This window comes from Bradyrhizobium sp. dw_411, assembly GCF_018449695.1.
Lineage (GTDB): Bacteria > Pseudomonadota > Alphaproteobacteria > Rhizobiales > Xanthobacteraceae > Bradyrhizobium.
This window is the reverse complement of record NZ_JAAVUY010000006.1, coordinates 385,112-410,131: the sequence shown is the minus strand read 5'-3', so window position 1 is coordinate 410,131 and position 25,020 is coordinate 385,112. Positions and strand designations below refer to the sequence as shown.

General features: G+C 62.0%; 30 protein-coding genes. 17 read left to right on the top strand and 13 right to left on the bottom strand.

The window, feature by feature from the left end; genetic code table 11:
• Positions 1 to 75 precede the first annotated feature (75 nt).
• The 8 genes from HB676_RS13200 (at position 76) to HB676_RS13165 (ending at position 8,929) form a co-directional block, all read left to right on the top strand.
• Entirely contained in the window at positions 76 to 1,302 is a 1,227-nt protein-coding gene (locus tag HB676_RS13200; protein WP_213738224.1) for an MHYT domain-containing protein, read from the top strand.
• A 192-nt stretch (positions 1,303 to 1,494) separates the two neighbouring features.
• Positions 1,495 to 2,358: a xanthine dehydrogenase family protein subunit M gene (locus HB676_RS13195; RefSeq protein WP_213738223.1), complete on the top strand. Its 864-nt coding sequence runs from the start codon at positions 1,495 to 1,497 to the stop codon at positions 2,356 to 2,358.
• 14 nt (positions 2,359 to 2,372) lie between these two features.
• Positions 2,373 to 2,882: a (2Fe-2S)-binding protein gene (locus HB676_RS13190; protein WP_213738222.1), complete on the top strand. Its 510-nt coding sequence runs from the start codon at positions 2,373 to 2,375 to the stop codon at positions 2,880 to 2,882.
• Positions 2,879 to 5,299 (top strand): aerobic carbon-monoxide dehydrogenase large subunit, encoded by a 2,421-nt coding sequence (locus HB676_RS13185; RefSeq protein ID WP_213738221.1) that lies wholly within the window; start codon positions 2,879 to 2,881, stop codon positions 5,297 to 5,299. The genes HB676_RS13190 and HB676_RS13185 overlap by 4 nt, the downstream gene beginning before the upstream one ends.
• 174 nt (positions 5,300 to 5,473) lie before the next feature.
• Positions 5,474 to 6,346 carry a MoxR family ATPase gene (locus HB676_RS13180; RefSeq protein ID WP_213738220.1) on the top strand — a complete coding sequence of 291 codons (873 nt, stop codon included), beginning with the start codon at positions 5,474 to 5,476 and terminating at the stop codon, positions 6,344 to 6,346.
• On the top strand, positions 6,343 to 7,551 hold the full coding sequence (locus HB676_RS13175) for a VWA domain-containing protein (RefSeq protein ID WP_213738219.1): 1,209 nt from the start codon (positions 6,343 to 6,345) through the stop codon (positions 7,549 to 7,551). The genes HB676_RS13180 and HB676_RS13175 overlap by 4 nt, the downstream gene beginning before the upstream one ends.
• Before the next feature lie 11 nt (positions 7,552 to 7,562).
• Positions 7,563 to 8,390, top strand: coding sequence for an XdhC/CoxI family protein (locus HB676_RS13170; protein ID WP_213738218.1), 828 nt, complete (start codon positions 7,563 to 7,565; stop codon positions 8,388 to 8,390).
• Between the two features lie 14 nt (positions 8,391 to 8,404).
• Positions 8,405 to 8,929, top strand: a complete 525-nt coding sequence (locus HB676_RS13165; RefSeq protein WP_213738217.1) for a carbon monoxide dehydrogenase subunit G — start codon at positions 8,405 to 8,407, stop codon at positions 8,927 to 8,929.
• A 58-nt stretch (positions 8,930 to 8,987) separates the two neighbouring features.
• On the opposite strand, the gene HB676_RS13160 is transcribed toward HB676_RS13165, so the two are convergent.
• The 6 genes from HB676_RS13160 to lgt all read right to left on the bottom strand — a co-directional run bounded on the left by HB676_RS13160 (position 8,988) and on the right by lgt (position 14,313).
• The gene (locus tag HB676_RS13160) at positions 8,988 to 9,941 is read right to left on the bottom strand and encodes a ribose-phosphate pyrophosphokinase (protein WP_213738269.1); all 954 of its coding nucleotides are present in this window, start codon (positions 9,939 to 9,941) and stop codon (positions 8,988 to 8,990) included.
• 165 nt (positions 9,942 to 10,106) lie between these two features.
• Entirely contained in the window at positions 10,107 to 10,685 is a 579-nt protein-coding gene (locus tag HB676_RS13155; RefSeq protein ID WP_213738268.1) for a hypothetical protein, read from the bottom strand.
• Positions 10,686 to 10,838: 153 nt separating this feature from the next.
• A complete protein-coding gene (locus tag HB676_RS13150; RefSeq protein ID WP_213738216.1) occupies positions 10,839 to 11,489 on the bottom strand; it encodes a cytochrome c oxidase assembly factor Coa1 family protein in 651 nt (216 codons plus the stop codon).
• 60 nt (positions 11,490 to 11,549) lie between these two features.
• On the bottom strand, positions 11,550 to 12,320 hold the full coding sequence (gene pgeF, locus HB676_RS13145) for a peptidoglycan editing factor PgeF (RefSeq protein WP_213738215.1): 771 nt from the start codon (positions 12,318 to 12,320) through the stop codon (positions 11,550 to 11,552).
• Positions 12,317 to 13,402 carry an SAM-dependent methyltransferase gene (locus tag HB676_RS13140; protein WP_249780233.1) on the bottom strand — a complete coding sequence of 362 codons (1,086 nt, stop codon included), beginning with the start codon at positions 13,400 to 13,402 and terminating at the stop codon, positions 12,317 to 12,319. Before HB676_RS13140 ends, pgeF begins: the two co-directional genes overlap by 4 nt.
• A 56-nt stretch (positions 13,403 to 13,458) precedes the next feature.
• Positions 13,459 to 14,313: a prolipoprotein diacylglyceryl transferase gene (lgt, locus tag HB676_RS13135; RefSeq protein WP_213738213.1), complete on the bottom strand. Its 855-nt coding sequence runs from the start codon at positions 14,311 to 14,313 to the stop codon at positions 13,459 to 13,461.
• A 271-nt stretch (positions 14,314 to 14,584) separates the two neighbouring features.
• Between lgt and HB676_RS13130 the strand changes: the two genes are divergently transcribed.
• The 4 genes from HB676_RS13130 (at position 14,585) to ychF (ending at position 17,633) form a co-directional block, all read left to right on the top strand.
• On the top strand, positions 14,585 to 14,848 hold the full coding sequence (locus tag HB676_RS13130) for an accessory factor UbiK family protein (RefSeq protein WP_213738212.1): 264 nt from the start codon (positions 14,585 to 14,587) through the stop codon (positions 14,846 to 14,848).
• Positions 14,849 to 15,015: 167 nt separating this feature from the next.
• Positions 15,016 to 15,771, top strand: coding sequence for a 50S ribosomal protein L25/general stress protein Ctc (locus HB676_RS13125; protein ID WP_213738211.1), 756 nt, complete (start codon positions 15,016 to 15,018; stop codon positions 15,769 to 15,771).
• 27 nt (positions 15,772 to 15,798) lie between these two features.
• Complete coding sequence (gene pth, locus HB676_RS13120) at positions 15,799 to 16,404, top strand: aminoacyl-tRNA hydrolase (RefSeq protein WP_213738210.1); 606 nt, start codon at positions 15,799 to 15,801, stop codon at positions 16,402 to 16,404.
• A gap of 131 nt (positions 16,405 to 16,535) precedes the next feature.
• Positions 16,536 to 17,633 carry a redox-regulated ATPase YchF gene (ychF, locus tag HB676_RS13115; protein ID WP_213738209.1) on the top strand — a complete coding sequence of 366 codons (1,098 nt, stop codon included), beginning with the start codon at positions 16,536 to 16,538 and terminating at the stop codon, positions 17,631 to 17,633.
• 28 nt (positions 17,634 to 17,661) lie between these two features.
• Here the strand turns inward: ychF and HB676_RS13110 are convergent, their stop codons facing one another.
• Complete coding sequence (locus tag HB676_RS13110) at positions 17,662 to 17,955, bottom strand: DUF4282 domain-containing protein (RefSeq protein ID WP_213738208.1); 294 nt, start codon at positions 17,953 to 17,955, stop codon at positions 17,662 to 17,664.
• Between the two features lie 209 nt (positions 17,956 to 18,164).
• Here HB676_RS13110 and HB676_RS13105 point away from each other — a divergent pair, with 209 nt between their 5' ends.
• The 3 genes from HB676_RS13105 to HB676_RS13095 all read left to right on the top strand — a co-directional run bounded on the left by HB676_RS13105 (position 18,165) and on the right by HB676_RS13095 (position 19,390).
• Positions 18,165 to 18,632: a MaoC family dehydratase gene (locus tag HB676_RS13105; protein WP_213738207.1), complete on the top strand. Its 468-nt coding sequence runs from the start codon at positions 18,165 to 18,167 to the stop codon at positions 18,630 to 18,632.
• The gene (locus HB676_RS13100) at positions 18,632 to 19,111 is read left to right on the top strand and encodes a MaoC family dehydratase (protein WP_213738206.1); all 480 of its coding nucleotides are present in this window, start codon (positions 18,632 to 18,634) and stop codon (positions 19,109 to 19,111) included. The genes HB676_RS13105 and HB676_RS13100 overlap by 1 nt, the downstream gene beginning before the upstream one ends.
• A gap of 135 nt (positions 19,112 to 19,246) precedes the next feature.
• Entirely contained in the window at positions 19,247 to 19,390 is a 144-nt protein-coding gene (locus HB676_RS13095; protein WP_213738205.1) for a hypothetical protein, read from the top strand.
• A gap of 52 nt (positions 19,391 to 19,442) precedes the next feature.
• Here HB676_RS13095 and HB676_RS13090 read toward each other — a convergent pair whose 3' ends face one another.
• The 6 genes from HB676_RS13090 to HB676_RS13065 form a co-directional block, all read right to left on the bottom strand.
• Positions 19,443 to 19,580 (bottom strand): hypothetical protein, encoded by a 138-nt coding sequence (locus HB676_RS13090; RefSeq protein WP_213738204.1) that lies wholly within the window; start codon positions 19,578 to 19,580, stop codon positions 19,443 to 19,445.
• A 159-nt stretch (positions 19,581 to 19,739) separates the two neighbouring features.
• Positions 19,740 to 20,153 (bottom strand): hypothetical protein, encoded by a 414-nt coding sequence (locus HB676_RS13085; RefSeq protein ID WP_213738203.1) that lies wholly within the window; start codon positions 20,151 to 20,153, stop codon positions 19,740 to 19,742.
• 159 nt (positions 20,154 to 20,312) lie between these two features.
• Positions 20,313 to 21,239: a hypothetical protein gene (locus HB676_RS13080; protein WP_249780212.1), complete on the bottom strand. Its 927-nt coding sequence runs from the start codon at positions 21,237 to 21,239 to the stop codon at positions 20,313 to 20,315.
• A gap of 115 nt (positions 21,240 to 21,354) precedes the next feature.
• Positions 21,355 to 21,789, bottom strand: coding sequence for a nuclear transport factor 2 family protein (locus HB676_RS13075; RefSeq protein WP_213738202.1), 435 nt, complete (start codon positions 21,787 to 21,789; stop codon positions 21,355 to 21,357).
• Between the two features lie 164 nt (positions 21,790 to 21,953).
• A complete protein-coding gene (locus HB676_RS13070) occupies positions 21,954 to 22,220 on the bottom strand; it encodes a hypothetical protein (protein WP_213738201.1) in 267 nt (88 codons plus the stop codon).
• 135 nt (positions 22,221 to 22,355) lie between these two features.
• Positions 22,356 to 22,805, bottom strand: coding sequence for a nuclear transport factor 2 family protein (locus tag HB676_RS13065; protein ID WP_213738200.1), 450 nt, complete (start codon positions 22,803 to 22,805; stop codon positions 22,356 to 22,358).
• 398 nt (positions 22,806 to 23,203) lie between these two features.
• Between HB676_RS13065 and HB676_RS13060 the strand changes: the two genes are divergently transcribed.
• On the top strand, positions 23,204 to 24,322 hold the full coding sequence (locus tag HB676_RS13060) for an alpha/beta fold hydrolase (RefSeq protein WP_249780211.1): 1,119 nt from the start codon (positions 23,204 to 23,206) through the stop codon (positions 24,320 to 24,322).
• A 316-nt stretch (positions 24,323 to 24,638) separates the two neighbouring features.
• Positions 24,639 to 24,878, top strand: a complete 240-nt coding sequence (locus HB676_RS13055; protein ID WP_213738198.1) for a hypothetical protein — start codon at positions 24,639 to 24,641, stop codon at positions 24,876 to 24,878.
• The last annotated feature ends 142 nt before the right edge of the window (positions 24,879 to 25,020 follow it).

Genomic DNA, 25,020 nt, shown 5'->3' with positions numbered 1-25,020 from the left:
TCATTTCCGTCGCTGACCATGTAAAGTCGGCAACGGGAGGCGGCACGCCCGTGGAGACGGGCGGCCGAAACGATCATGTTCGAAGGACACGATCCCTATCTCGTCGCGCTCTCGGTGGTGATCGCGATTTTGGGAGGTTACACAGGCTTCGGCCTCGCGGCCCGTATCCGCGGGACGCCGGGCGTGAGCCATCGCGTCTTGCTGGCCGGTGCGGCCGGCTTCCTCGCGGTCGGCATCTGGACCATGCATTTCATCGGCATGCTGGCCGCGCCGATCCCGGCGGATACGGTCTATCTCGTTCTCCCGACCATCATCTCGTTTCTGATCTGCGCGCTGGTGGTGGGCATATCCCTGTTCTTTGTCAGTATTGGCGAACCATCGTTGCGGCGCGTTATTTCCTCGGCGATTTTGCTCGGCGTGGGTATCGCCAGCATGCATTACGTGGGGATGCATGGCCTGTCGGGCAATTTCACGATGGAGCACGACGATTCCATGGTGTTGCTGTCGGTGCTGGTCGCGATCGTCGCGGCCTATGGCGGTCTGCGCGCATTTCTGGCCCGGCAGGATGGTATTCGCCTGATCGCGAGTTCGATCGCGTTCGGGGTCGCGGTGTCCGGCATGCATTATACGGCGATGTTCGGTGGGCATTTCGTACCGCTTTCGGGTGAGGGCCATCATCACGGCGTCAGCGGCCTTGCCGCATCGCAGCAGATTCTCTCGATCGTCGTGGCGGTGTTGTGCTTTGTGATCGCCGCCGGATTCCTGCTGTCGCTGGTGCCGGAACCGCGCCGCCGCGGCGCACGCGATTCCGCAGGTGAGACCGGCGCGCTTGCGCCTGAAACCGATGCCGCGGCCGTGGATGTCGTTTCCCCCCAGCGGGATCATGCCGGTCCGGCAGCGCCGCGGATCGTTTCAGCGCCATTGGGCGGATTAGGCCAGCCCCAGCGCCCTGCGCCCGTGGCAAGGCTACCGCTTGAGGGCGCCGACGGAACGCACTTCATCGACACCGCCAATGTCCGCAGCGTCCGGGCCGATGCGCATTATACAAGGGTGCATGACGGCACCCGCGAGCGGATGTGTCCGTGGTCGATTTCGGAGGCCGAAGCCCAGCTCGATCCCAGCCTGTTCGTCCGGGTGCACCGCAGCCATATCGTGGCGATCCCGCACGTCTCGTTTGTGCGCAAGGAAGGCGACGGCGCGGTAATCGAGCTCGATGGCCCGTCGCCGCATCGTGTGCCCGTGAGTCGCGCCAAGATTGCCGAGCTCAAGGCCCGGCTGGGTCTCGCGCGGCCTCACGCCTAGGCGTTATCGCCGGATTAGGTCGCGAAGACTGACGTATTTCGTGCGCGTCGGTCCGCAACTCGTGCGAATTTTCCAACCCCGTGATCCCGCGGCCGCCGTCCGCTTGCCTCCGAAAAATTCCGGGAACAGCCTGCTTTCGACGTCTGAATTCAAAAAGACGCATGAATCAAAAGACGCTTGGAGGAGGAAACCATGATTCCCGGTCCGTTCAGCTACCACCGGCCCGTGACCCTGGCCGATGCGGTCAAGCTGCTCTCGACATTGGGCGACGATGCCCGGCCACTGGCCGGCGGCCACAGCCTGGTCCCGATGATGAAGCTGCGGCTCGCGACGCCGGAGCATCTGGTCGATCTGCATGGCATCGACGCGCTGAAGGGTATCCGTCGCGACGGCACCCGCATCGTGATCGGAGCCATGACCACCCAGCACGATCTGCTGGCCTCCGATGAAATAGCCAGATCGCTGCCGATCCTGCACGAGACCGCGTTGTTGATCGCCGACCCGCAGGTGCGCTACCGCGGGACCATCGGCGGTAATGTCGCCAATGGCGATCCCGGCAACGACATGCCGGCACTGATGATGACCCTGGGCGCCAGCTATCGGCTCGAAGGCCCCGGCGGCGCCCGTGATCTGCCGGCATCCGACTTCTATCAAGGCGCTTACTTCACCGCACTTGAGCCCGGCGAAATCCTGACCTCGATCTCGGTTCCGGCGGCCGCGGCCGGGCACGGCTACGCCTACGAGAAACTCAAGCGCAAGATCGGCGATTACGCCACCGCCGCTGCCGCCGTGGTGCTGACCATGGCGGGCGGCAAGGTCGCGACGTGCACGATCGGCCTGACCAATCTGAACGAAACGCCGCTGCTCGCCACCGATGCGGCCAAGATCGTGATTGGCACCAGCCTTGACGAGGCCACGTTGAAAAAGGCTGCGGCCGCGGCCGAAGCCATCATGTCGCCTGCCTCCGACGCGCGCGGCCCGGCGGAATACCGCAAGCATGTCGGCGGCATCATGGTGACGCGGGCGCTGACGCGCGCCGCGGCCCGCGCCAGTTGAGAGAGGAAGCAACCATGGCCAAGACCCAGAAGACTCACGTGACCATGAAAGTGAACGGCGAAGAGGTCGAAGGCCTCGTCGAGCCGCGCACGTTGCTGGTGCATTTCATCCGCGAAAACCTGCAGATGACCGGCACCCATATCGGCTGCGAGACCACCCATTGCGGCGCCTGCACCGTCGACCTCGACGGCATGTCGGTGAAAAGCTGCACGGTGTTCGCGGTGCAGGCCGAGGGCGCCGAGATCATGACCATCGAGGGCATGGCCAACGCCGACGGCTCGCTGTCGGCGTTGCAGGAAGGCTTTCGCATGATGCATGGCCTGCAATGCGGCTTCTGTACCCCCGGCATGATCCTGCGGGCGCAACGCCTGCTCAAGGAAAATCCGTCGCCGACGGAGGCCGAGATCCGGATGGGCATTTCCGGCAATTTTTGCCGCTGCACCGGTTACCAGAACATCGTGAGGGCGATTCAATACGCCGCCGCCAAGATCAATGGCGTGGAATTCCAGGAGGCTGCGGAATGAACGACATGACTCCCACGCGGGAACAACGCGAAGCCAAGCTCGAAGGCATGGGCTGCAAGCGCAAGCGGGTCGAGGACATCCGCTTCACGCAAGGCAAAGGCAATTATGTCGACGATGTCAAATTGCCCGGCATGCTGCATGGCGATTTCGTTCGCTCGCCGCACGCCCATGCGCGCGTCAAGTCGATCAACTCGGAAGAGGCGCTGAAGGTGCCGGGCGTGTTGGCCGTGATCACCGCCGAGACGCTGAAGACCGTCAACCTTGCTTGGATGCCGACTTTGGCCGGCGATGTGCAGATGGTGCTGGCCGACGGCAAGGTGCTGTTCCAGAATCAGGAAGTCGCCTTCGTGGTGGCCACCGACCGCTATGCGGCCGATGACGGCATCAACAAGGTGGTGGTCGAATACGAAGCATTGCCGGTGCTGGTTGATCCGTTCAAGGCGATGGATGCCGATGCCCCGGTGTTGCGCGAGGATCTCGCCGGCAAGACCACGGGCGCGCACGGCCCGCGCAAGCACCACAACCATGTGTTTGAATGGACCGTGGGCGACAAGGATTTGACCGACGCCGCGTTCAAGAAGGCGGATGTCACCATCAAGGAAATGATTTCTTATCATCGCACCCATCCATCGCCGCTGGAGACGTGCCAGTGCGTGTGCTCGTTCGACAAGATCAAGGGCGAGCTGACGATCTGGGGCACTTTCCAGGCGCCGCATGTGATCCGCACCGTGGTGGCGCTGATCGCGAAAATTCCCGAGCACAAGATTCATGTCATTGCGCCTGACATCGGCGGCGGTTTCGGCAACAAGGTCGGCGCCTATCCCGGCTATATCTGCGCGGCGGTGGCCAGCATCGTTACCGGCAAACCGGTCAAGTGGGTCGAAGACCGCATTGAAAACCTCACGGCGACATCGTTCGCGCGCGACTATCACATGACCACTGAGATCGCGGCGACCAAAGAAGGCAAGGTCACCGGCTTGCGTGTTCACGTGTTGGCCGATCACGGCGCTTTTGATGCGTGCGCCGATCCGTCGAAATGGCCGGCCGGCTTCTTCAACATCGTGACTGGTTCGTATGATTTTCCTACCGCGCATCTGGCAGTAGACGGCATCTACACCAACAAGGCGCCGGGCGGCGTGGCCTATCGCTGCTCGTTCCGGGTGACGGAGGCGGCCTATTGCATCGAGCGTGGCATGGACATCCTGGCGCAGAAGCTGGGGATGGATCCGGCCGAGTTGCGGCTGAAGAACTTCATCAAGCCGGAACAGTTTCCGTACCATTCGGCACTCGGCTGGGAATATGATTCCGGCGATTATCACACTGCTATGCGCAAGATGATGGAGTCGGTCGATTATGCCGGTCTGCGCAAGGAGCAGGCCGAAAAGCGTGCCGCCTTCAAACGCGGCGAGACGCGTGAGATCATGGGTCTCGGCGTGTCGTTCTTTACCGAGATCGTCGGCGCCGGCCCGTCGAAGAATTGCGACATCCTCGGCATTGCGATGTTCGATTCCTGCGAAATCCGCATGCACCCGACCGGGGCCGGCATCGCGCGCGTCGGCTCCAAGAGCCAGGGCCAGGGCCACGAGACCACCTGGGCCCAGATCATCGCCACCGAGATCGGTATCCCCTCCGACGATATCATGATCGAGGAAGGCAATACCGATACCGCGCCTTACGGTCTCGGCACTTACGGCTCCCGCTCGACGCCGGTGGCTGGCGCCGCCATCGCGATGGCCGCTCGCAAGATCAAGGCCAAGGCGCAGATGATCGCGGCCTACAAGCTCGAGGTCCACGAAGGCGATCTTGAATGGGATATCGACGGTTTCCGGGTCAAGGGCCTGCCGGAGAAGACGATGTCGATGAAGGATATCTGCTGGGCAGCCTACAATTCGGTGCCGCCGGGCATGGAGCCGGGCCTTGAGGCGGTCAGTTATTACGATCCGCCCAACATGACCTATCCGTTCGGCGCCTATATCTGTGTGATGAACATCGATGTCGATACCGGTGTCTACAAGGTCCGGCGTTTCTATGCGCTCGACGATTGCGGCACCCGCATCAATCCGATGATCATCGAAGGTCAGGTGCATGGCGGATTGACCGAAGCCTTCGCGATCGCGATGGGCCAGGAGATCCGCTACGACGACGAAGGCAATGTCGTCACCGGTTCGTTCATGGATTTCTTCATGCCGACCGCGGTCGAGACTCCGCATTGGGAAACCGACTTCACCGTCACCCCGTCGCCGCATCACCCGATCGGCGCCAAGGGCGTCGGCGAAAGCCCGAATGTCGGCGGCGTGCCGGCATTCTCCAATGCCGTCAACGATGCATTCTCGTTCCTGGGCTCGACCCACATCCAGATGCCGCATGACTATTGGCGCAACTGGAAGGCAGCGAAGAACCTGGGGGTGTTTGCGTAAGGTAATGCTCTCAACTGTCATTGCGAGCGCAGCGAAGCAATCCATCTTTTTATCAAAGAAAGACTGGATTGCTTCGTCGCTCCGCTCCTCGCAATGACGGAGGACTGAGGTCCCGAACCATGGGTCCATAGGACAAGCAGCAATGATTCGAATGAACCGGAAAATGCTCCGACCATGAAAGATCGCGAACAGATCGCGCAACGCCTGGCGGCCAGCGGCTATATCGCCGATGGCGAGCTCGCGACCGCGATTTCGCTGATGCAATTGCTCAAGCGGCCATTGCTGCTTGAAGGCGAGGCGGGTGTCGGCAAGACCGAAGTGGCCAAGGCGCTGGCCAATGTCCATGCGACCGAATTGATCCGGCTGCAATGCTACGAGGGCCTCGATCAGTCGGCTGCGCTCTACGAATGGAATTATCAGCGGCAATTGCTGTCGATCCAGGCCCATCATGGCGAGCAGGCCGATGCGATCGAGGATCAGATCTTCTCGGAGAAATACCTGCTGGAACGGCCGCTGCTGGCGGCGATCCGGCGTCCTAAATCGCCGGTGCTGCTGATCGACGAAATCGATCGCGCCGACGATGAATTCGAAGCGTTTTTGCTGGAGTTGTTGTCCGACTTCCAGGTGTCGATTCCCGAACTCGGCACCATATCGGCCGTCACGATCCCGCATGTGATCCTGACTTCGAACGGCACCCGCGAACTGTCCGATGCGTTGCGCCGCCGTTGTCTCTACCACTATGTCGATTATCCCGACGCCGATCGCGAGGCGCGGATCATCATGGCGCGGATCGGCGCCGCAGGTGCGTCGCTGTCGCTGCAGATCGCGCGGATGGTCGAAAGCATCCGCAAAGAAGAATTGCGCAAGGTCCCCGGTGTGGCCGAGACGCTGGATTGGGCGGCGGCACTGGTCGGCCTCGGTGTGTCGGACCTGCACGACACCCCCGAAGTCGTACATGAGACCCTGATGTGTCTGCTCAAGACCCATGAGGATCGCTCGCGCGTCACCCGCGAGGTGACGCAGCGCCTGCTGGGGAAAGTCGCATGAGCTGCTGCGGTAACAGCCCCGGTTATGAGGAACTCGACGAGGTCTCGCGGCTGGTCTCGGCCAAGCTCGCGGCGTTTCTCAGGACCCTGCGCGATAACGCATTTACGGTGGGCCTGCAGGAAGGCCGCGACGCCGCGGCGCTGATGGCGGCAGGCTTTGCGGACCGGCCCGGCCTGTTGCGATCGGCGTTCAAGCATCTGTTCTCGGCGCGGAAGTCCGAGTGGGAGCGGTTCGACGGTATCTTCGACGCATTCTGGCTCGGCAAGCGCGTCAAGTCGCGATCCATCACGATGGGTTCGTCGAAAGCGGCCAATAATCCATCGCTGAAAAGCCTGCAGAACAATTTGCCGGAGGCCACTGGGAGCGATGCCGGCACTGATCAGATTCCGTCAGGCGACGATACGCCCCGGGACCGTGCCGGTGAGGGCCGGATGGAAGGCGCCTCTCGCGCCGACAACATTGCCGAAATCGATTTCCGTAAACTGGCCGACCCCGACCAGATTGCGGAGGCTCACGCCACCGCGGCACGACTCGCAAAGGTCATGCGGACGCGGCTGACCCGTCGCGATCTGGCGCGGCGGCGCGGCTACCGGGTCGATCTGCGCAGGACGATCCACGGTAATATCAGCCACGGCGGCATCCCGATCCATCTGGTGAAGCGGCAGCGCAAGCAGAAGCCGCTGCGTCTGGTCATGCTGCTCGATGCCTCCGGCTCGATGAGCATGTATACCGGCGTGTTCCTGCGCTTCATTCACGGCGTGCTCGACGAGTTTCGCCAGGCCGAGGCGTTCCTGTTCCACACCCGGCTCGCTTACGTCTCCGACGCGATGAAGGAAAAAGATGCGGGCCGCGCCCTCGATCGGTTATCGATCATGGCGCAGGGCGCTGGTGGCGGCACAAAGATTGGCGAAAGCCTGCAGACCTTCAACCGCTGGCACGCCCCGCGCGTGCTTCATTCACGCAGTTGCGTGATCATTGTCTCCGATGGCTACGAGACCGGCGATGCCGCGCTGCTGGGGCGCGAGATGGCGGCGCTCGGCCGCCGCTGCCGCCGCATCGTCTGGCTTAATCCGATGATGGCCTGGGAAGGTTACGCACCGGAAGCTGCCGGCATCAAGGCGGCACTGCCGCACATCGATCTTTACGCGCCCGCCAATACGCTGAAAAGCCTGACCGAACTCGAACCCTATCTGGCAAGGCTTTGAAGGAGGCGCCCATGACCAGGCATGTCGAGGTGATGGAGCTGGTGGCCCAGCTCAAGGCCGCCGAGGAGACCTTTGCGCTTGCCACGGTCGTCCGCACCGTCTCGGTCACCGCGGCGAAAGCAGGCGCCAAGGCGATCATCCGTCCCGACGGCACCATCGTGGCGGGATGGATCGGCGGTGGCTGCGCCCGCGGCGCAGTGTTGAAGGCGGCGCGCGAGGCGTTGGCCGATGGCGAGCCGCGCATGGTTTCGGTGCAGCCGGAAAATCTGCTCGCCGAGCTCGGCGTCAAGCCCGGCGAAAACCGCGACGGCGTCCGCTTTGCGCAGAACATGTGCCCGAGCAAGGGCACCATGGATATTTTCGTCGAACCGATCCTGCCGCATCCTTCGCTGATTATTCTCGGGGCGAGCCCGGTCGCGCTGTCACTGGCTACACAGGCGCGGCAGCTCGGCTACCATGTCACGTTGGCGGCGCCCGCGGCCGATCTTGTTGCCGAGCCTGACGCGGATGTCGTCATCGACGGCTTTCAGCCGCGCCATTTCAACGAGGCCCGCCGTTTCGTCGTGATCTCGACCCAGGGCAAGGGCGATGAGGCTGCGTTGAAGAGTTCGGCCGGGATCGATGCGGCCTATTACGCTTTTGTCGGCAGCCGCCGCAAGATGACGACGCTGCGCGAGAAACTGGTCGCGCAGGGGATCGACGCGGCCGCACTCGACCGTATCAAGGCGCCGGCCGGTCTCGACCTCGGCGCCATCACGCCAGAGGAAATCGCGATGTCGATTTTGGCGGAGATGATGATCGAACGGCGGCGCGGACAGCGCCTTGCGCCTCAGCTCTAACCAGGAAGCCAACCATGCAAATGAACGACAGCCAGCGGATCCCCGCGGCAAAAGAAAAAGTCTGGGCCGCGCTCAACGATCCCGCAATCCTCAAGCAGTGCATTCCGGGATGTCAGAGCCTCGACATGTCGTCGCCAACCGAGATGACCGCGACCGTCGTCTTCAAGGTTGGGCCGGTGAAGGCGACGTTTGGGGGCAAGGTGACGCTGTCCGATCTCGATCCGCCCAACAGCTATCGCATCTCGGGCGAGGGCTCTGGAGGCGTGGCGGGTTTCGCCAAGGGTGGCGCCACCGTACGGCTTGAATCCGAAAGCCCTGAGGTCACGATCCTGCATTACGAGGTCGATGCGCAGATCGGCGGCAAGCTGGCCCAGCTTGGCGGACGACTGATCGATTCGACGGCCAGGAAACTCGCCGGGGAGTTCTTTACGTCATTCGCGGCGGCTGTCGGCGGTGAGGCCGAGGCGCCGGCGGAAGTCGTCACGGAAGCGGAAGGGAACAAGAAAAGCTGGATCGGCCGACTGACGGGCGCGGATTAAACCCGCCCAAGAGGGGCTGGGCGCTGATTAATGCGCCCTCGCTAACCCTGCAAAAACGCTAATCAAACAGGCTCGACACCGACTCTTCCGACGCCGTGCGGCCGATCGCTTCAGCGATCAGCGAGGCGATCGGCAGGGTGCGGATGTTCGGCGCGTTACGCACTGCCTCAGTGGGCTGGATCGAGTCGGTGATCACGAGCTCTTTCAGCTTGGACGAGGTGATGCGCGCGGCGGCGCCGCCGGAAAGCACGCCGTGGGTGATGTAGGCGTAGACTTCCTTGGCGCCGTTGGCGAGCAGCGCGTCGGCGGCGTTCACCAGCGTGCCGCCGGAATCGACGATGTCGTCGACCAAGATGCAGGTATAGCCGGCGACGTCGCCGATCACATTCATAACTTCGGATTCGCCGGCGCGTTCGCGGCGCTTGTCGATGATCGCGAGCGGCGCGTTGATGCGCTTGGCAAGGCCGCGGGCGCGGACCACGCCGCCGACGTCGGGCGAAACCACCATGACGTTGGCGAGGTCGAATTGCTCGCGGATATCGCGCACCATCACTGGCGAGGCGTAGAGATTATCGGTCGGGATGTCGAAGAAGCCCTGGATCTGTCCGGCATGCAGGTCGAGCGTCATGACGCGGTCGGCGCCGGCATGGGTGATCAAATTGGCGACCAGCTTGGCCGAAATCGGCGTGCGCGGACCGGCCTTGCGGTCCTGCCGGGCGTAACCGAAATACGGCACCACAGCGGTGATGCGGCGCGCCGAGGCGCGGCGCAGCGCGTCGGTAATGATCAGCAATTCCATCAGATGGTCGTTGGCCGGAAACGACGTCGACTGGATCACGAACACGTCGGAGCCGCGGACGTTCTCCTGGATCTCGACGAAGATTTCCATGTCGGCGAAGCGGCGGACGATCGCCTTGGTCGGCGGCAGATGCAGCCAGTCGGCGATGGCCTGCGCCAGCGCGGGATTGGAATTGCCAGCGACGAGCTTGATGGAGCCGTTCTTGGCCGACATCGAGGCTTCTCCCCGCGCCTTGCTGGAGACAACGTTCAGCATATCGCAATACCCATGGAACCAGCGCGTTTCGATGAGCGAGGTGATATCAAGGAGGAGCCTTGGCTGGCAACCCGTCGATTCAGGTTTTCCTGCGCAAAATCAGCGGCCAACGACTATTTTGCGTTAATGCTCGCTGTAACCGAGCGCGCTGACGCTGAATTCGCCCGAGGCGGGTGAGATCGGTTCCGCGCTCGCGACCGCGGGGCCCCGTTTGCCGGCCGGTGCGGGAGCCGGGGCAGGCGGCGGATCGACGGGAGCCGTGCCGTTGATCATGCCGCTGAGGCCGCTCAATCCGGCCTGCGCGATTTTCCGCAACACCAGATCGTCGGCGGAGGCCCAGGCGTCGCGTCCGGACTTGCCGGCCGGTTCCTCGCCGGAAAGCCGCAGCGCCCGCTGCTGGTTCTGGTCGTAGACATCCCAGACCCACGCAATCACGGTGCGGCCGTGGCTGACCTCGGCGGCTAGATAGCTGCGTACCCGGTATGCGGCCTGACTTTCGCGGGGCACGATCGCGAGGCTGCGCAGCTTGGATTCGCTGTCCAGCACATCGACCATCCGCTGGAATATCTGCGGTGGCGGGCCATCGATCGATTCGAAAGTCACCGTGGGGCCGCTACCGGCGCTGGCCATTGCGAGTGACGCACTGGCGGCGCCGCCGCCGGCGCAGCCGCCGAGACCGCAGCCGATCGCGAGCAGCATCATGGCCACAATTGCACGCGACGCACGCCGCGCAGTTGTCGCGATATGAAACAATGTTGCTGACGCGCCCTTCATCACGCGCTCAGCGATATCGTTAAAATGCATTAAGGTCTAGGGCAGCGTGCCGCCACGAAAAAACCTATAAAGAATCCCGACCTAGCCGGTGCGCTGGCGAGCATCCTCGATCTCGACCTTGTCTTGATCGCCATTGACGAGATCGATCACGTCATCGCGTCCGTCGACTTTAAGCGTGAGCTTGGTGAGCGACCACACGCCGTCTTTCTTGATCGCTTCGAGGTAAACCCGACCGGTGGCCTTGGGGCCGGTCGCGGAAAAATTGAGGGCCGCGCGTCCGCTTGAGCCGTCGCTCGTAAAGGAGCCCATCGGGTAGCTGGTCGAGATCGGTGTTCCCAGAACGTCCGTCACCTGGCGGCTGACCCGAAGCCGGGCTTCGCCGAGTTCGTAAGCCTCGGATTGGCGCAGAATATAGAAGGTGCCGCCGAATATCGCGCCGAACAGCGCGATTACGCCAAGCCAGATGACGACGCCCCATATCGCCCATTTGCGTTGCACGCGCTGGAAATGCGCGACGCTGTCCCAGCGCCCGTTGCGCCATGCCCAGCGGCTTCCCTTGGCGCCGAGCACGAAGGGCATGACCAGGCCGACAAAGGGAATGAACACCAGTAGCGCGATGAAGGTGTTGTTGCCGATGCCCCAGATCCAGTTGAGCAGAAACGCGCCCCAATTCCAGCGGTCGACCTCGGCGGGGATCGCGTGCGGATCGCTATCGATGGGCTGGTTGAGCATTTTCATGTCCTGCCGGAGAGAATGCCGTCTTCAATCAGAACAACGGGTCAATCAGAACAACTATTCGCTTTCGAGCGCAATCGCATGAACATGCCGGCCATAGTCCGGCTCCTTGCGATGCACCGAGCGGCGATAGCTGAAGAAGCGTTCGTCGGAATAAGTATCTATTCCAATATCGTCGATCATCAGCACGCCGGCATTTTCGAGCCGCATCCGGATGAAGCCCGCCAGATCGAACATCGAATGCCCTTCGCGCGCGGCGGGAATAAAGAACCGGCCGTTTTCCGCGCTGACTTCCATGAACCGCTCGACGAATTCGTCGCCGACTTCGTAGGAGGACTGGCGGATCAGGGGACCGATCGCCGCGACAATGCCGCCGCGCTCGGCGCCGAGTTTTTCCATCGCCTCGACAGTGGATTCCACAACGCCGGTCAGCGCGCCCCTCCAGCCGGCATGGGCCGCGCCGATGACGCGGGCGTTGGGATCGACGAACAAGATCGGCCCGCAGTCGGCCGCGGTGACGCCGATCGCGACGCCCTGCGTGCGGCTGACGAGGGCATCGGCGCGCGGACGCTCCGGAGTCGGCCAGGGACCTGTCGCGACCACCACGTCAGGCGAATGAATCTGATGCAGGCTGAGAAAATGCCCTGAGGTGACGCCCATTGCTTCCGCCATGCGGCGGCGATTTTCCGCGACACAAGCGGGCTCGTCGTTGGAGCCGAGGCCGCCATTGAGGCCGGCATAGATGCCATCGGAGACGCCGCCCTCGCGGCTGAAAAAAGCGTGACGCAGGCCGGGAATGGCCGACAGCAGCGGCGATCTCGTGATCATGGAGATTCAGTCCCAGTGTCTTGCTCAGCGCCCGCGTCCTGGTCCTCGTCTTCGAAGCCGGCCAGCGAGGTGAGATTGGGTTCCGATACCGCCAGCACCTTGAACATCTGTCCCATGCCGCCGCGGCCGCCGCCGACCAGCCGTTTCAGCGCGCCCGAAATATCCTCGGAAATCTCATGGGTGGTTTTCGCCATCAACGTGACCGCGCGGGTCTCGATGCCGAGCCGTTTGAGAAAATCGCCTTGCGTGACCGGACCGTGGGCCCGCGCGCCGATATCTTCGGTCGCGCGCACCAAGGCCTGGAAATCGACATGGGCGGTCACGTCGGCGAGGCCGGGGCTTTTCAGGGGATCGGTGAAGTTGTGGCGGGCGATGGCCTGAAAGGTATCGCCGGCGTCGCTGCGCAGATGACCATAATCGACGATCAGCGCGGCCCCGTCCTGGTCGCGCACCCGGCTCGCGATCTTCATGATCTCTGCATCGGGGCGCCACTCGAACACGGCGCCGACCGGGGCGGCGCGCACCAGCGGCGGCAGCAGGACTTCGAAGCGCGGCGTCGGCTCGGCGGCCGCGCCGAACACAAGCTTGCCATCGCCGTCGATCTCGACGGTGCGCTCGTGCCAGCCATTTTGTCCTCTCACCACCTGATGAATCGGCAGCACGTCGAAATATTCGTTGGCGAATATCACGGAGGGCCCGTCGGGCACGTCGTCGATAGTGTCGTGCCAGGCGATGTTGCGCGCGCCCGTCAGCGTCGCCTTCTGCTTGTCGCGCAGCAGCGGATTGATCTCGACGAGATGGATGCTCAGCGACTGATAGAGCGGCGGCAGCACCCGCAGCGCGCGCAACGCGTCCGCCATCATGGTGCCGTGGCCGGGGCCAAGTTCGATCAAGCGCAACAGCGACGGCGAGCCGATCGCCTTCCAGACGGAGGCGGCCCACAGCCCCAGCAATTCGCCGAACATCTGGCTGACTTCGGGCGCGGTGATAAAATCGCCCTCGCGTCCCAGCGGATCGCGGGAAACGTAATAACCGTGCTTGGGGTGGGTGAGGCACAGATCCATGTAGCGCCAGACCGGCATCGGGCCCGACGATTTGATCAGCTTCTTGATCTCGGACTGCAGCGGTGAATATTCGCTCACGGCGTTCCCTGGACGGAGATCGCTACTTGCGGCAGCGGCTTTCTGCGCCATGCCACCACAATAAGGATAGCTCCTGCAATGATCATCGGTACTGACAACAACATGCCCATGGTCAGCCCGCCCCACAAAAATCCGAGCTGGGGGTCAGGTTCCCTGAAAAACTCGCCGACAATACGCGCCAACCCGTAAAATGCGATGAAGCTGCCGAGGATCAGTCCCGGCCGCTTCAGGGCACCGAGGCGAATCATGACAGCCAGAATCACGAACAGAACAATACCCTCGAGCGTTGCCTCGTAAAGCTGGCTCGGATGGCGCGGCAGCGGCCCGCCATTGGGGAATACCATCGCCCAGGGTACGCTTTCGTCGGCTGGCCGGCCCCACAGCTCGCTGTTGATGAAATTGGCGATGCGCCCGAGAAACAGTCCGATCGGCCCGACCCCGGTGATGATATCGCCGAGCGACAGGGTCGGAAGCTTGTTCAGGCGGCAAAATGCCATGACCGCGATGACGCAGCCAAGGAAGCCGCCGTGAAACGACATGCCGCCTTTCCACAGTTCGAAAATCTCGGCGGGATGCTGGACGAAGAAGCCAAGATTGTAGAACAGCACATAGCCGGTGCGGCCGCCGAGGATGATTCCGATCGTGACCCAGAGGATGAAATCGTCGAGCTGCGGCAGCGATATCGGCGCCGGGCCGCCCCACAATCTCTCGTTCTTGATCAGCGCGCGGGCATAGATCCATCCCAGCACGATGCCGCCGATATAGGCCAGCGCGTACCAGCGGATCGCGATCGGCCCGATCGCAACCGCAATCGGATCGAACACCGGAAAGGCAATGGTGAGAAAAGGCATCGCGCCGGCTTAAGCGAGGTTGCGTTCGGGATGGGTGACGAAGATGTGGCCATCCCCAGTCGGAATGTCGATCTGCTGCTCGATCATGGGGCGGTGTTTCTCGCTTGCGGGCCTGACGATCGATACGATTACAAGGAAACCCGGACATGACAAGGCAAGCGGGGTGGTTGCGGGATCACATCGGCCTTGAACAGCGCCGCCGGGATCGCCATTGTCTTGCTGCCAATGTCTTGGCCTTGCCGACCAATGACAGCCGACCGGAGATTTTGAGATGACCCAGACCAGCAATCGGTTTTTCGACGAAATCGGGCGCCTGATGAACGATGCCGCCGGCGCGGCCCAAGGCGTCAAGCGCGAGGTCGACACGGTGGTACGCAACCAGGCCGAAAAGATCCTGCGCGACCTCGATATCGTCAAGCGCGAGGAGTTCGAGGCGGTCAAGGACATGGCGCGGCTGGCGCGCGAGGAAAACGAGGCCTTGAAGGCCCGCATCGCCGCGCTGGAAGCCAAGCTGGGTGGGACGCCCGGGGCCTGAAGACGGCGGAAACCGGCAGAAAAATCCCTTCATTTCCTTGTCATTTCCGGCCTTTGGGGCTAGAACGCCGCCACGTCCGCAGCCCCCGCACCCCTGGAGGCTTGCTGCGCACCACAAACGGGCCGCGATGCGGCCTTTAACTTTTTAGAAAACAAGGACTTAGGCAAATGGCGACCGTCAAGGAATTGAAGGCGACCACTCGTCCGTCAGGCGGCAAGGGGGCCGCACGGGCAGAGCGTCGCGCCGGGAGAGTGCCCGGAGTGATCTATGGAAACAACCAGCCCCCCGTGACCATTTCGGTCGAGGATGCCGAACTGCGCCAGCGTATCCAGGCCGGCCGGTTCCTGACCACGATTTACGACATCGATCTCGAGGGCAAGAAGCACCGCGTGATTCCGCGTGACTTCCATCTCGATCCGGTGCGTGATTTTCCGATCCATGTCGACTTCATGCGGCTCGGCGAAGGCGCGACCATCCGCGTCAGCATTCCCCTGCACATCCAGAACGCGGAAGCTGCACCGGGCGTGAAGCGTGGTGGCGCGATCAACATCGTCACCCATTCCATCGATCTGGAATGCTCGGTCGATAACATTCCGCAGTTCATCGAGGCCGATGTCAGCAGCCTGGAAATCAGCCATTCGCTGCATCTGTCCGATATCAAGCTGCCGGCCGGTGTAAAGTCGCTGTCGCGCGAAGACGTAACTTTGGTGACCATCGTGCCGCCGTCAGGTTACGCCGAAGAAATCAAGGCGGCGGCCGCCGCTGCTGCGGCTGGTCCTGCTGCGGCTGCTCCCGGTGCTGCTCCGGCAGCCGGTGCGGCTGCACCTGCCGCTGCGGCGGGTGGCAAAGCGCCCGCAGCGGGTGCTAAGGCTCCGGCGGCCGGCGCGAAGGCGCCTGCCGGTGGCGGCGACAAGAAGAAGTAGTCCTGATCGAGCGCGGGATGCCGCGTCATGCGACTGTTTGTTGGTCTCGGCAATCCCGGCGCGAAATACGCGCATAACCGGCACAACATCGGTTTCATGGCCGTCGATGAGATTGCGCGGCGTCATGGTTTTGCACCATGGCGCCGTCGTTTTCAGGGCGAGACCACGGAAGGCTCGCTCGACGGCGAGCGGGTGGTCATGCTTCGTCCCGCCACCTTCATGAACGAGTCGGGGCGTGCGGTTCAGGAAGCAGCCAGCTTCTTCAAGATCGCGCCGGGCGAGGTCACCGTGTTTCAGGATGAACTCGAATTGCCTCCGGGCAAGGTGCGGGTCAAGGTCGGCGGCGGTATCGCCGGGCATAACGGCCTGCGTTCGATCTCCGCGCATATCGGCAACGATTATCGCCGGGTGCGGCTCGGAATCGGTCACCCCGGCGTCAAGGAGCTGGTGCATGGCTATGTGCTGGCCGATTTCGCCAAGGACGAGCGGCCCTGGGTGCAGGCGCTGTGCGAAGCGGTCGCCGACAGCGCGGGGTTGCTGACAAAGGATCGCGACTCCACGTTTCAGAACAAGGTGCATCTGGCGATGCAGGCCAAGGGATTTTTCGACAAGGACGATGGCGGCGGTAATTGAAATAACGCGTCATCGCCGGACTTGATCCGGCGATCTATCTTTCTGAGAAGATGGATACCCGGGTCAAGCCCGGGTATGACGCGCTGAATAACCAACTCGCGGCGAATTCGCGCGAAGGATCGGAACGAACGATGGGATTCAAATGCGGTATCGTCGGACTGCCCAATGTCGGCAAGTCGACGCTGTTCAATGCGCTGACCGAGACCGCCGCGGCGCAGGCGGCGAATTATCCGTTCTGCACCATCGAGCCGAATGTCGGCGAGGTCGCGGTGCCCGATCCGCGGCTGGATAAACTGTCGGCGATCGCGAAATCCGCGCAGATCATTCCGACGCGGCTGACCTTTGTCGACATCGCCGGCCTCGTGCGTGGCGCGTCGCAGGGCGAAGGCCTCGGCAACCAGTTTCTGGCGACCATTCGCGAGGTCGACGCGGTCGCGCATGTGGTGCGCTGCTTTGAGGATTCCGACATCACCCATGTCGAAGGCAAGATCGCGCCGCTGGCCGACATCGAGACCATCGAGACCGAACTGATGCTGGCCGACCTCGACAGCCTGGAAAAACGCGTCGATAACCTGACCAAGAAGGCCAAGGGCAACGACAAGGACGCCAAGGAGCAGCTCGATCTCGTCAACCGCGCGCTGGTACTGCTGCGCGACGGCAAGCCGGCGCGGTTCCTCGAGCGCAAGCCGGACGAGGAGCGTGCTTTCAGCATGCTTGGACTGCTGACCTCCAAGCCGGTGCTTTATGTCTGCAATGTCGAGGAGGGCGCGGCCGCGACCGGCAACGATTTCTCCAGGGCCGTTGCCGAGCACGCCAAAAAGGAAGGCGCCGTCGCGGTCGCGATCTCGGCCAAGATCGAATCTGAGATTGCGACGCTGTCGCGCGAGGAGCGCGCCGAGTTCCTCGACACGCTCGGGCTTGAGGAAGCCGGTCTCGATCGCCTGATCCGCGCCGGCTATCAGTTGCTCGACCTCATCACCTATTTCACCGTCGGCCCGAAGGAAGCGCGGGCCTGGACCATTCACCGCGGCACCAGGGCGCCCGCGGCGGCCGGCGTCATCCATACCGATTTCGAAAAGGGCTTCATCCGCGCGGAGACGATTGCCTATGCCGATTACGTGGCACTCGGCGGCGAAGCCGGCGCCCGCGATGCCGGCAAGCTGCGGCTGGAAGGCAAGGAATATGTCGTCGCCGACGGCGACGTGATGCATTTCAGGTTCAATACCTAGAATCTTTTCGTTTCGATCGGAGCGGAGTTTAGTGTCCCGCGCCCTGGTCGCGGATCGCGCCGAGATGCTCGTTGATGCGGAACACGATCAGGATGAATTCTGCCGCGATGCGTGAGAAGATGACTCCGACCACGACGCTGGCGATCGAGGACAGTAGCTGGATGAAGCCGCCAAACGGGCTGATCGCCATCGCAGCCAGTCCGGAGAAAATGCCGGCGATGCCGAACAGCGCGATCAGCGCGATCACCAGCCAGTAAAATGTCTTGATGATGGTGGGTGTGATGAAACGGTCCCACTGAAACAGATCCCGAAATTCAAACATCGATCGTTCTCCCGGCAAAATCGAATATCGGCGGCATCGAAAACTGGTACTGAGCCGCACTGGGCCTAGCCGCGAATGGCATTCCCTGCAAGATCAAGGCGGCACCGACGCGTGGTGTTCGCGGATTATGCACGAGCCATGCGAGTGGGCGGGTTGAGATTGCCGCAAATAGCGGCCACAATCGGGCTTTAGTGCTGGCAATCCCCAAGATGACGCTGACCTTCGAAGATTTTCCGCCCGGCCATTTCGGCAGCTTTGGTCCGCGCCGCGTCACGCGCGAGGAAATACTGGCGTTCGCCGCCGAGTTCGATCCGCAGCCGATGCATCTCGATGAGGAGGCCGCTTCGCAATCGATGTTGAAGGGCTTGGCTGGTTCGGGCTGGCACCTTTGCTCTATCATGATGCGGATGATGTTCGATGGCTTCATCGGCCGCACCGCGTCGCTGGGTTCGCCCGGCGTCAATGAATTGCGCTGGCTCGCACCGTTTCGGCCGGGCGACGATCTGATGCTCGATGTCGAGATCACGGACGCACGGGTTTCCCGCAGCCGTCCATCGACAGGTATCGTGACGTTCAAATGCGTGCTGCGCAACGCGGCGGGACAGGTCTTGTGCGAGATGATCTCGCCCATCATCATCGAGCGGCGTCCGGAACATGCCTTGGGACGGGCGGGCTGATGCGTTTCTTCGAGGACATTGAAGTCGGGCAGCGGCGCGATCTGGGATCGTTCACCTTCACCGCCGAACTGATCAAGGAATTCGCGGCGCAATTCGATCCGCAGCGCTTTCATCTCGACGAGGAAGAAGGCCGCAACTCGCTGTTCGGCGGCCTGGCGGCGTCGGGCTGGCATGTCGGCTCGGTCTGCATGAAGCTCCTGGTAGCCGACGGCCAGCGCGAGGCCCGGGAAGCCACGGCGCGCGGCGAGCAGGTTGCGATCTGGGGACCGTCGCCGGGTTTTCGCGAATTGCGCTGGATCAGGCCGGTGCTGGCGAATGATACGATTCATTTTGTCAGCGAGATCGAGACCAGGCGATTATCCGAGAAACGGCCTGAATGGGGCATCATGCAGGCCCGCAATACCGGCACCAATCAGCGCGGCGAAGTGGTGTTTTCGTTTCTCGCGACCGCCTTTGTGCCGCGGCGCAATCCCGGCTGACTGGGGCCGAAAGATGGTTACTGAATTGCTGCATCATTTTCGGTGCAGATGCGGAACTCGCGGAACGATTTTTTCGCTAACGCATTTTGAACCTGTGTCTGTCAAATAACACCGAACAGATGTCAGGGGATGACGATGGCAGACCGTGCCGGATTGAAATTTGTGGGCTTTATCTTCGCGACCGTCACGCTGGCGGTGATGCTGGCCACCGGGATGGTGGTGAAGGGCTATGCCGATGGCGCCTATTCGCTCGAAGGCACGTCGGTCGCTAGCCGGTAATTCAGCGTTCGCTAACCATAGCAGCGAAAGCCTGCGAGCTCTCGGGAAAACATCAGCGGCTCCAGAGCAGCGCCAGAACCACCACCGCCGCCACCAGCAGTCCGACAAACCGGATCATGATGGTTCCCATATTGTGCGGCGTGTTCCGCAACGGAATGGGGTCGGTATTGTCTGGCCGAACGCTCTTCATCAAGATTAAGTCCCCGAACTTGCTCGCCGGATCATGGCGCCTGCCCTTGGTCGCGGTTCGGGGCCCGCTGGTTCAAGGCAATTGCAGGGTCAAAATAAACCGCCGCGCTTCGTTAAGGAAGCGCGGCGGGATGAATTTTTGAAACGATGGCGAATCAGTTCAGCTGTTGCGAAGCCCGTCCGCGGCGCGCTTCCACTGCGTGACGTTGTCGGCGATCATGCGGGTGGACTTCATCGCCGCCTGGCTGAGCTGGGCATAGCCGGAGATTTCGCGCTGGACGCGCTGGCCTTCGGCATGCAGCAGATCGCGCAGGCTTTCGAGTTCGGAAATCAGGTTCTCGATTTCCGCCAGCGACGTTCCGGCCACGCGCTGGATCAGCGAGTTGACATTGTTGACGGTGGCCTCGGTGGTGGACTCCAGCGCATTCTCGCCGGTGCTTGGCGTGGTGCCCGGGCGGCGCAGATAGGCGACGTCATTGCGAACGAAATCACGGATACCGGCCTCGACTTCCGAGACCGCCGCGAGATTGGTGTCTTCTTCAATTGATTCAACTTTTTCACGAATGGCATTCATCGGCCGTTTCCTTGTTTCGCGTTGAGCGAGCGCGGATGTCCCCCGCACGACGAAAGATTAGCAACGCCATCAGGGCTTCCGATTTTGACCGCATCGGGGCCAATATGCGGCAATGCTCGATCTTTCGCGGGAATTGTTCCGATGCCAACGAAGGCGCGGCTACCAGCTCTGCTTGAAGCCGGCGGTGAGGCTCTTGTTGGTGAAGCCGAACGGAGTTTCGCCGATCGAGCCGGATATGTTGACGCCGCCGAACAGCTTCTGCTCGGCGCCGATCTTGCGCAGCCATCGGTCATCGCCGGAGGAGAGCGTCTGGCCGGCGCTGAAGCTGGTGCCGGTATCGGCAATACTCAGCTTCGCCGACTGATCGGTTTCGTAATTTCGCGACGGGTGCGGGATGATGCCGGGCACCGGGACGATACCCTGCTGGATCACGCTGTAGCCGTTCTGCAGCGTGACCGAATATCGCTCGTTGAGGGCGACGGACTTGCTCAAGGAAGTACCGAGTTTGCTCTGGTCCTGCGAGGGATCGACGCGGGCCTCGATCGCGGTCTTGTCCCAGATCGCACCGACGCCGGGAGTGGTGATTCCAGCCCACGCCGAACCGGAGGATTGCGGGTCGTTGCCGCCGTTAGCAGCTTTATCCGCCAGCAACTCGGACATTGTCTGCGGCTGCCGCACCACGGTCATATCGGCGCCGATATGGGCATCCCAGAGCGATGACAAAGGCTGCTTGACCGAGACGGCGGCGCCATTGGACCGGTCGTGCGACGACCACGTCATTTCCGTCGATGCGCCGGTTACCGGTGCAAGGCGAGCCCTCGATGTCGGGCTTTCGTTGAGCAAGGTGGAGGCATCGATGTTGAGCTGACTCCAGTCCAGCTCCAGATCCTTGATATCGGGATCCTCCGCCGCTTCTTCATCGGCGGTATCGGCTTCCATCGCCGGGGTGTTTTCAGTGTTCTGGTTTTCAGTGTTCTGGTTTTCGGTGGCCGGCACAGCCTGCGCGTTCGCCGGCATGTCGGACAAGCCAGAGCTTGCCGCCAGCATCAGCAGCACGATCAGCCCGTATCCTGTCCTGGAACTCATTACCTTGCCCGCAACCAGCACCGCCAGAATGCGCGCCTATCGGTGCGAAATTGTGGCGGAGGCGGGCGGCGGCGCGTCCGCGCCGCATCCGTCCCTCGCCAGGAGGGTTTCCGAATCAGGATGCAATCCTCGGCAGATGAATCGGCCGCCCCAGCGCCTGCTCCACCAGATCGAACGTGTCGACGAGAATGCGGATGCTGCTCAGCCGGCCGGCCCTGAATTGCGCGAACTGGGCGAGCCGCAGGCTGATCGGCTTGTTGGAGTCCAATGCGGTCAGCGAATAGCGCATCATCGAGGACGCAGAATCCACACCCAGCATGATCGACTCGCGATCGAAGCGGTGCACCCTGACATTCTCCGCGACCTGCCGGATCACCTCGAGCACGGCGGCCTTCCCGTGGCGCGCGCCGAAGAAGGGAAACATGTCGATCGGACCATAGACCGCCCAATCGACATCCTCGTCGATCAACCCTTGGAGGTCTTCGTACTGGCGGTCGTTGATCGCGCGATGCAACGCACGAGAAAAACGCCAGAGACTATGCTCTGTCATGATGCGGTTTCCTGAATTGGATTGGCGTCCAGCAACCGGCCCTGATGGGCATCATCGATGACGCCGTGCCTGGATGCTGTACGAGTAATTGAAACCTCAACTAGTAGCGTTTGACTAAAACGCAATGTGCAATTTTGCATTGGACAAATGCTGACAGCCCTGAATTACCGATCGGATCGGCCGATGGGCTCCCGGCTAACGGCGATTTCGTTGTCGCGGATCGCGATCACACCGAACATCAGCGCGCCGCCGAGGCCGCCAATCATGGCGCCGAGCGGCATGAAGGTGAAGAATACCAGCATGCCGCTGTAGCCTTCAAAGTTCGAGGTCTTGAAGATCTCGACCCAGGCCAGGCCGGCGCCGACTCCCAGCGCCGCCCCGCCGAGCGCGCCTAACACCAGACCGAGCAACGCCAGCAACGCGATTTTCATGGATGTGTTTTCGCCCAACCGACAACCAGCAGGGATCCCGGCAAAAAGATGCCGCGAGACCTCCCGTTTGGTCACCGCAGGGCGCCGCAAGGTTCAACGCGTTTCCATGCAGTGGAGGCGACGACGCGGCCGCGGCTATGTCTTGTCGGGGCCGGTTGCCGCCAGAAGGGCGGCGAGATCGCGTTCAAGCACCTGCGCGACCAGGTCGAACGTATCCATGATTTCGCGAATCCGCGCGATGCGGCCCTCGCGCAGGGTATAGAACGTCGCGATATCGAACTGCACGACGCGGTCGTTGCTGCGCTTGCGGAAGAAGGCGCGGATATTCGCCGCGACCTGGTCGCCTTCGGCGATCAGGATCGGTATCTCGTAGCGCATGTTGGAATAACGGGCGTGCACGGTTTTCCACATATCCAGGAGATCGGCCTTGCCGTGACGCAGGCCCATATGCGGCAGGATATCGATCGGCGCGTTGCTGAAAAATTCGATATCGTCGGTGCAGCGGGAGAGCGCTGCTTCGAGATCGCCGTTGGAAAACATGTCGAGAAAATTCAGAACGCGCTGCCGGTGAAGGTTCTCGATCATTTTTTCTCCGTCGGTGTTGGGCCCGACTGGCCTTCCCATTGCGGGTTCCATTGTGAACAGAATTGCGTGGCGTTCAATCGGCAATAAATTCCCAGCGTCGCAGATGCCCTGATGTGAGTGACTATTTTTGGGGGTGAGGTTCGAAATGAATTCTCAACCATGAAATGCAACTTCAACCATGAGATGTATTTCCGCTGTAGTTCGCAAAATCAGAAATGCGACGAAAGCAGCATCACGTCCGTCGCGCGGTGACCTGCAACCCATCCGGCATCTTACGGTCAGGCGGTGGAACGCCGCGGCAGGATCGCGGGTGCTTCACAGTCGCCGCGCGCCACCGTATCGTCGGGGCCAGGAGGGCGGCCGATCAAAAGTCCCTTCGCAATCCGATGGGGGAAAACTTGAAACGCATTGCACATGTCGCGGCGGCAGGCTTGTTGCTGTCGCTGCTTCCCGCGCTATCTGCCCTGGCGCACACGCCGCAGCAAGCACCGCACCAGCTCTATAGCGAAGGCGATCTCAAGCTGGAAAGCGGCGAGGCAATCAAGGATTTCTCGATCTCCTATGTTACTCACGGGACATTGAACGCCAAAAAATCCAACGTCATCCTGATGGTGACGGCGGTCGGCGGCAATCATCACCGCATCGATTTCATGATCGGCCCCGGCAAGGCGCTCGATCCCGATAAGTATTTCATCATCTGCACCGATGCGATCTCCAACGGGCTGACCACGTCGCCGAGCAATTCCAAAGCGCAGCCGCGTATGAGCTTTCCGAAATTCACCATCCGCGACATGGTGGAATCGCAATATCGCCTGCTGAAGGAAAAATTCGGCATCGATCATGTCGTCGCCGTGGTCGGTCCGTCGATGGGCGGCATGCAGGTGCTGCAATGGGGCGTCAGCCATCCCGACACCATGGATGCGCTGGTGGCGATGGTGCCGCTGGCGAAGACGCCGGCCTGGAGCGTCGCGGTGCTGGAAGCGACCCGCAAGGCGATCATGACCGATCCGGCCTGGAAGGACGGCAATTACGACGCGCCGCCGGAAAAGGGCGTGCGGCTGTGGCGCGACATTCTCAATCTGCTGGCGGCGCGCACGCCCGATATTTATTCCGCGCAGTTCAAGAACGGCATGGATGTGCTGCCCTGGATGGAAGCGCAGGAGACCGCAGTCATGAAGGCATTCGACGCCAATGACTGGATCTACCAGACCTGGGCCTATGAGCGGCACGACGTCGGCACCACGCCGGGTTTTAATGGCGACACCGCCAAGGCGCTGGCCTCGATCAAGGCCAAAACGCTGATCCTCACCGGCACCAAGGATCTGCTCAATCCGGAATTCGAGCCGGTCACGATGGGCGCGAATATCGTTGGTGTGAAAAGGATGACGATCAGCCCCGGCACTGTCACCGGCCACGCCTCCGCCGGCGGCGCGGGACCTGCTGATGTCGAGTTTCTCAACCGCGAGACGGGCGCGTTTCTCGATGGCGTGACGGAGGGCGGGAAGAAGCTGAATTGAGTGGAGCGTGCGATAGCCGTCATTGCCGGGCAAAAGCGCGAAGCGCGTCTTCGCGCCAGATGACCCGGCAATCCATCCTCTTCGAAGAAGACGGATACGCGGGTCAAGCCCGCGTATGACGAGCTGTATGTGTTGAGCGGCCGGGGCTTTATATCGATCCGTCACACCCGCGACGACGGTAGTCGCCCCTTGAAACACCCCCGCGCCCTCCTATTTGCCCCTCGCGAACGATACGATGGAACGGGATCGCCGCTCCGCGATTGTTTGTTCGCGGTGCGACCCGGTCGCATCGGTCACGCTGTTCAAGGGGACTATAATGAAGACGATTGCCGTTGTATTCGCCGTCGCAACGCTCGCGCTGGCTTCGACTTCCGCCGATGCCAAGGGCTGCCTGAAGGGCGCGGCGGTCGGCGGCGTCGCCGGCCACTATGCCGGCCATCACGCCGTACTCGGCGCCGTCGCCGGCTGCATCTACGGCCGCCGCCACGCCAGGCAGCAGGACCTGCAACGGCAGCAGCAACAGGGGCAGGCCCCGGCGGGGCAGGAGAAGCTGTAAGGCGCGTTGCGCGCGACGTCTCTCGTAGGCGCAATCTCTCTCAACGTCGTCGTCCCGGCCTAGTGCGCAATTGCGCACAAGGCCGGGACGACGCATTGGTGGATGCATTACTTCTGATTCAAATTTCAAACAGCCAAAGATT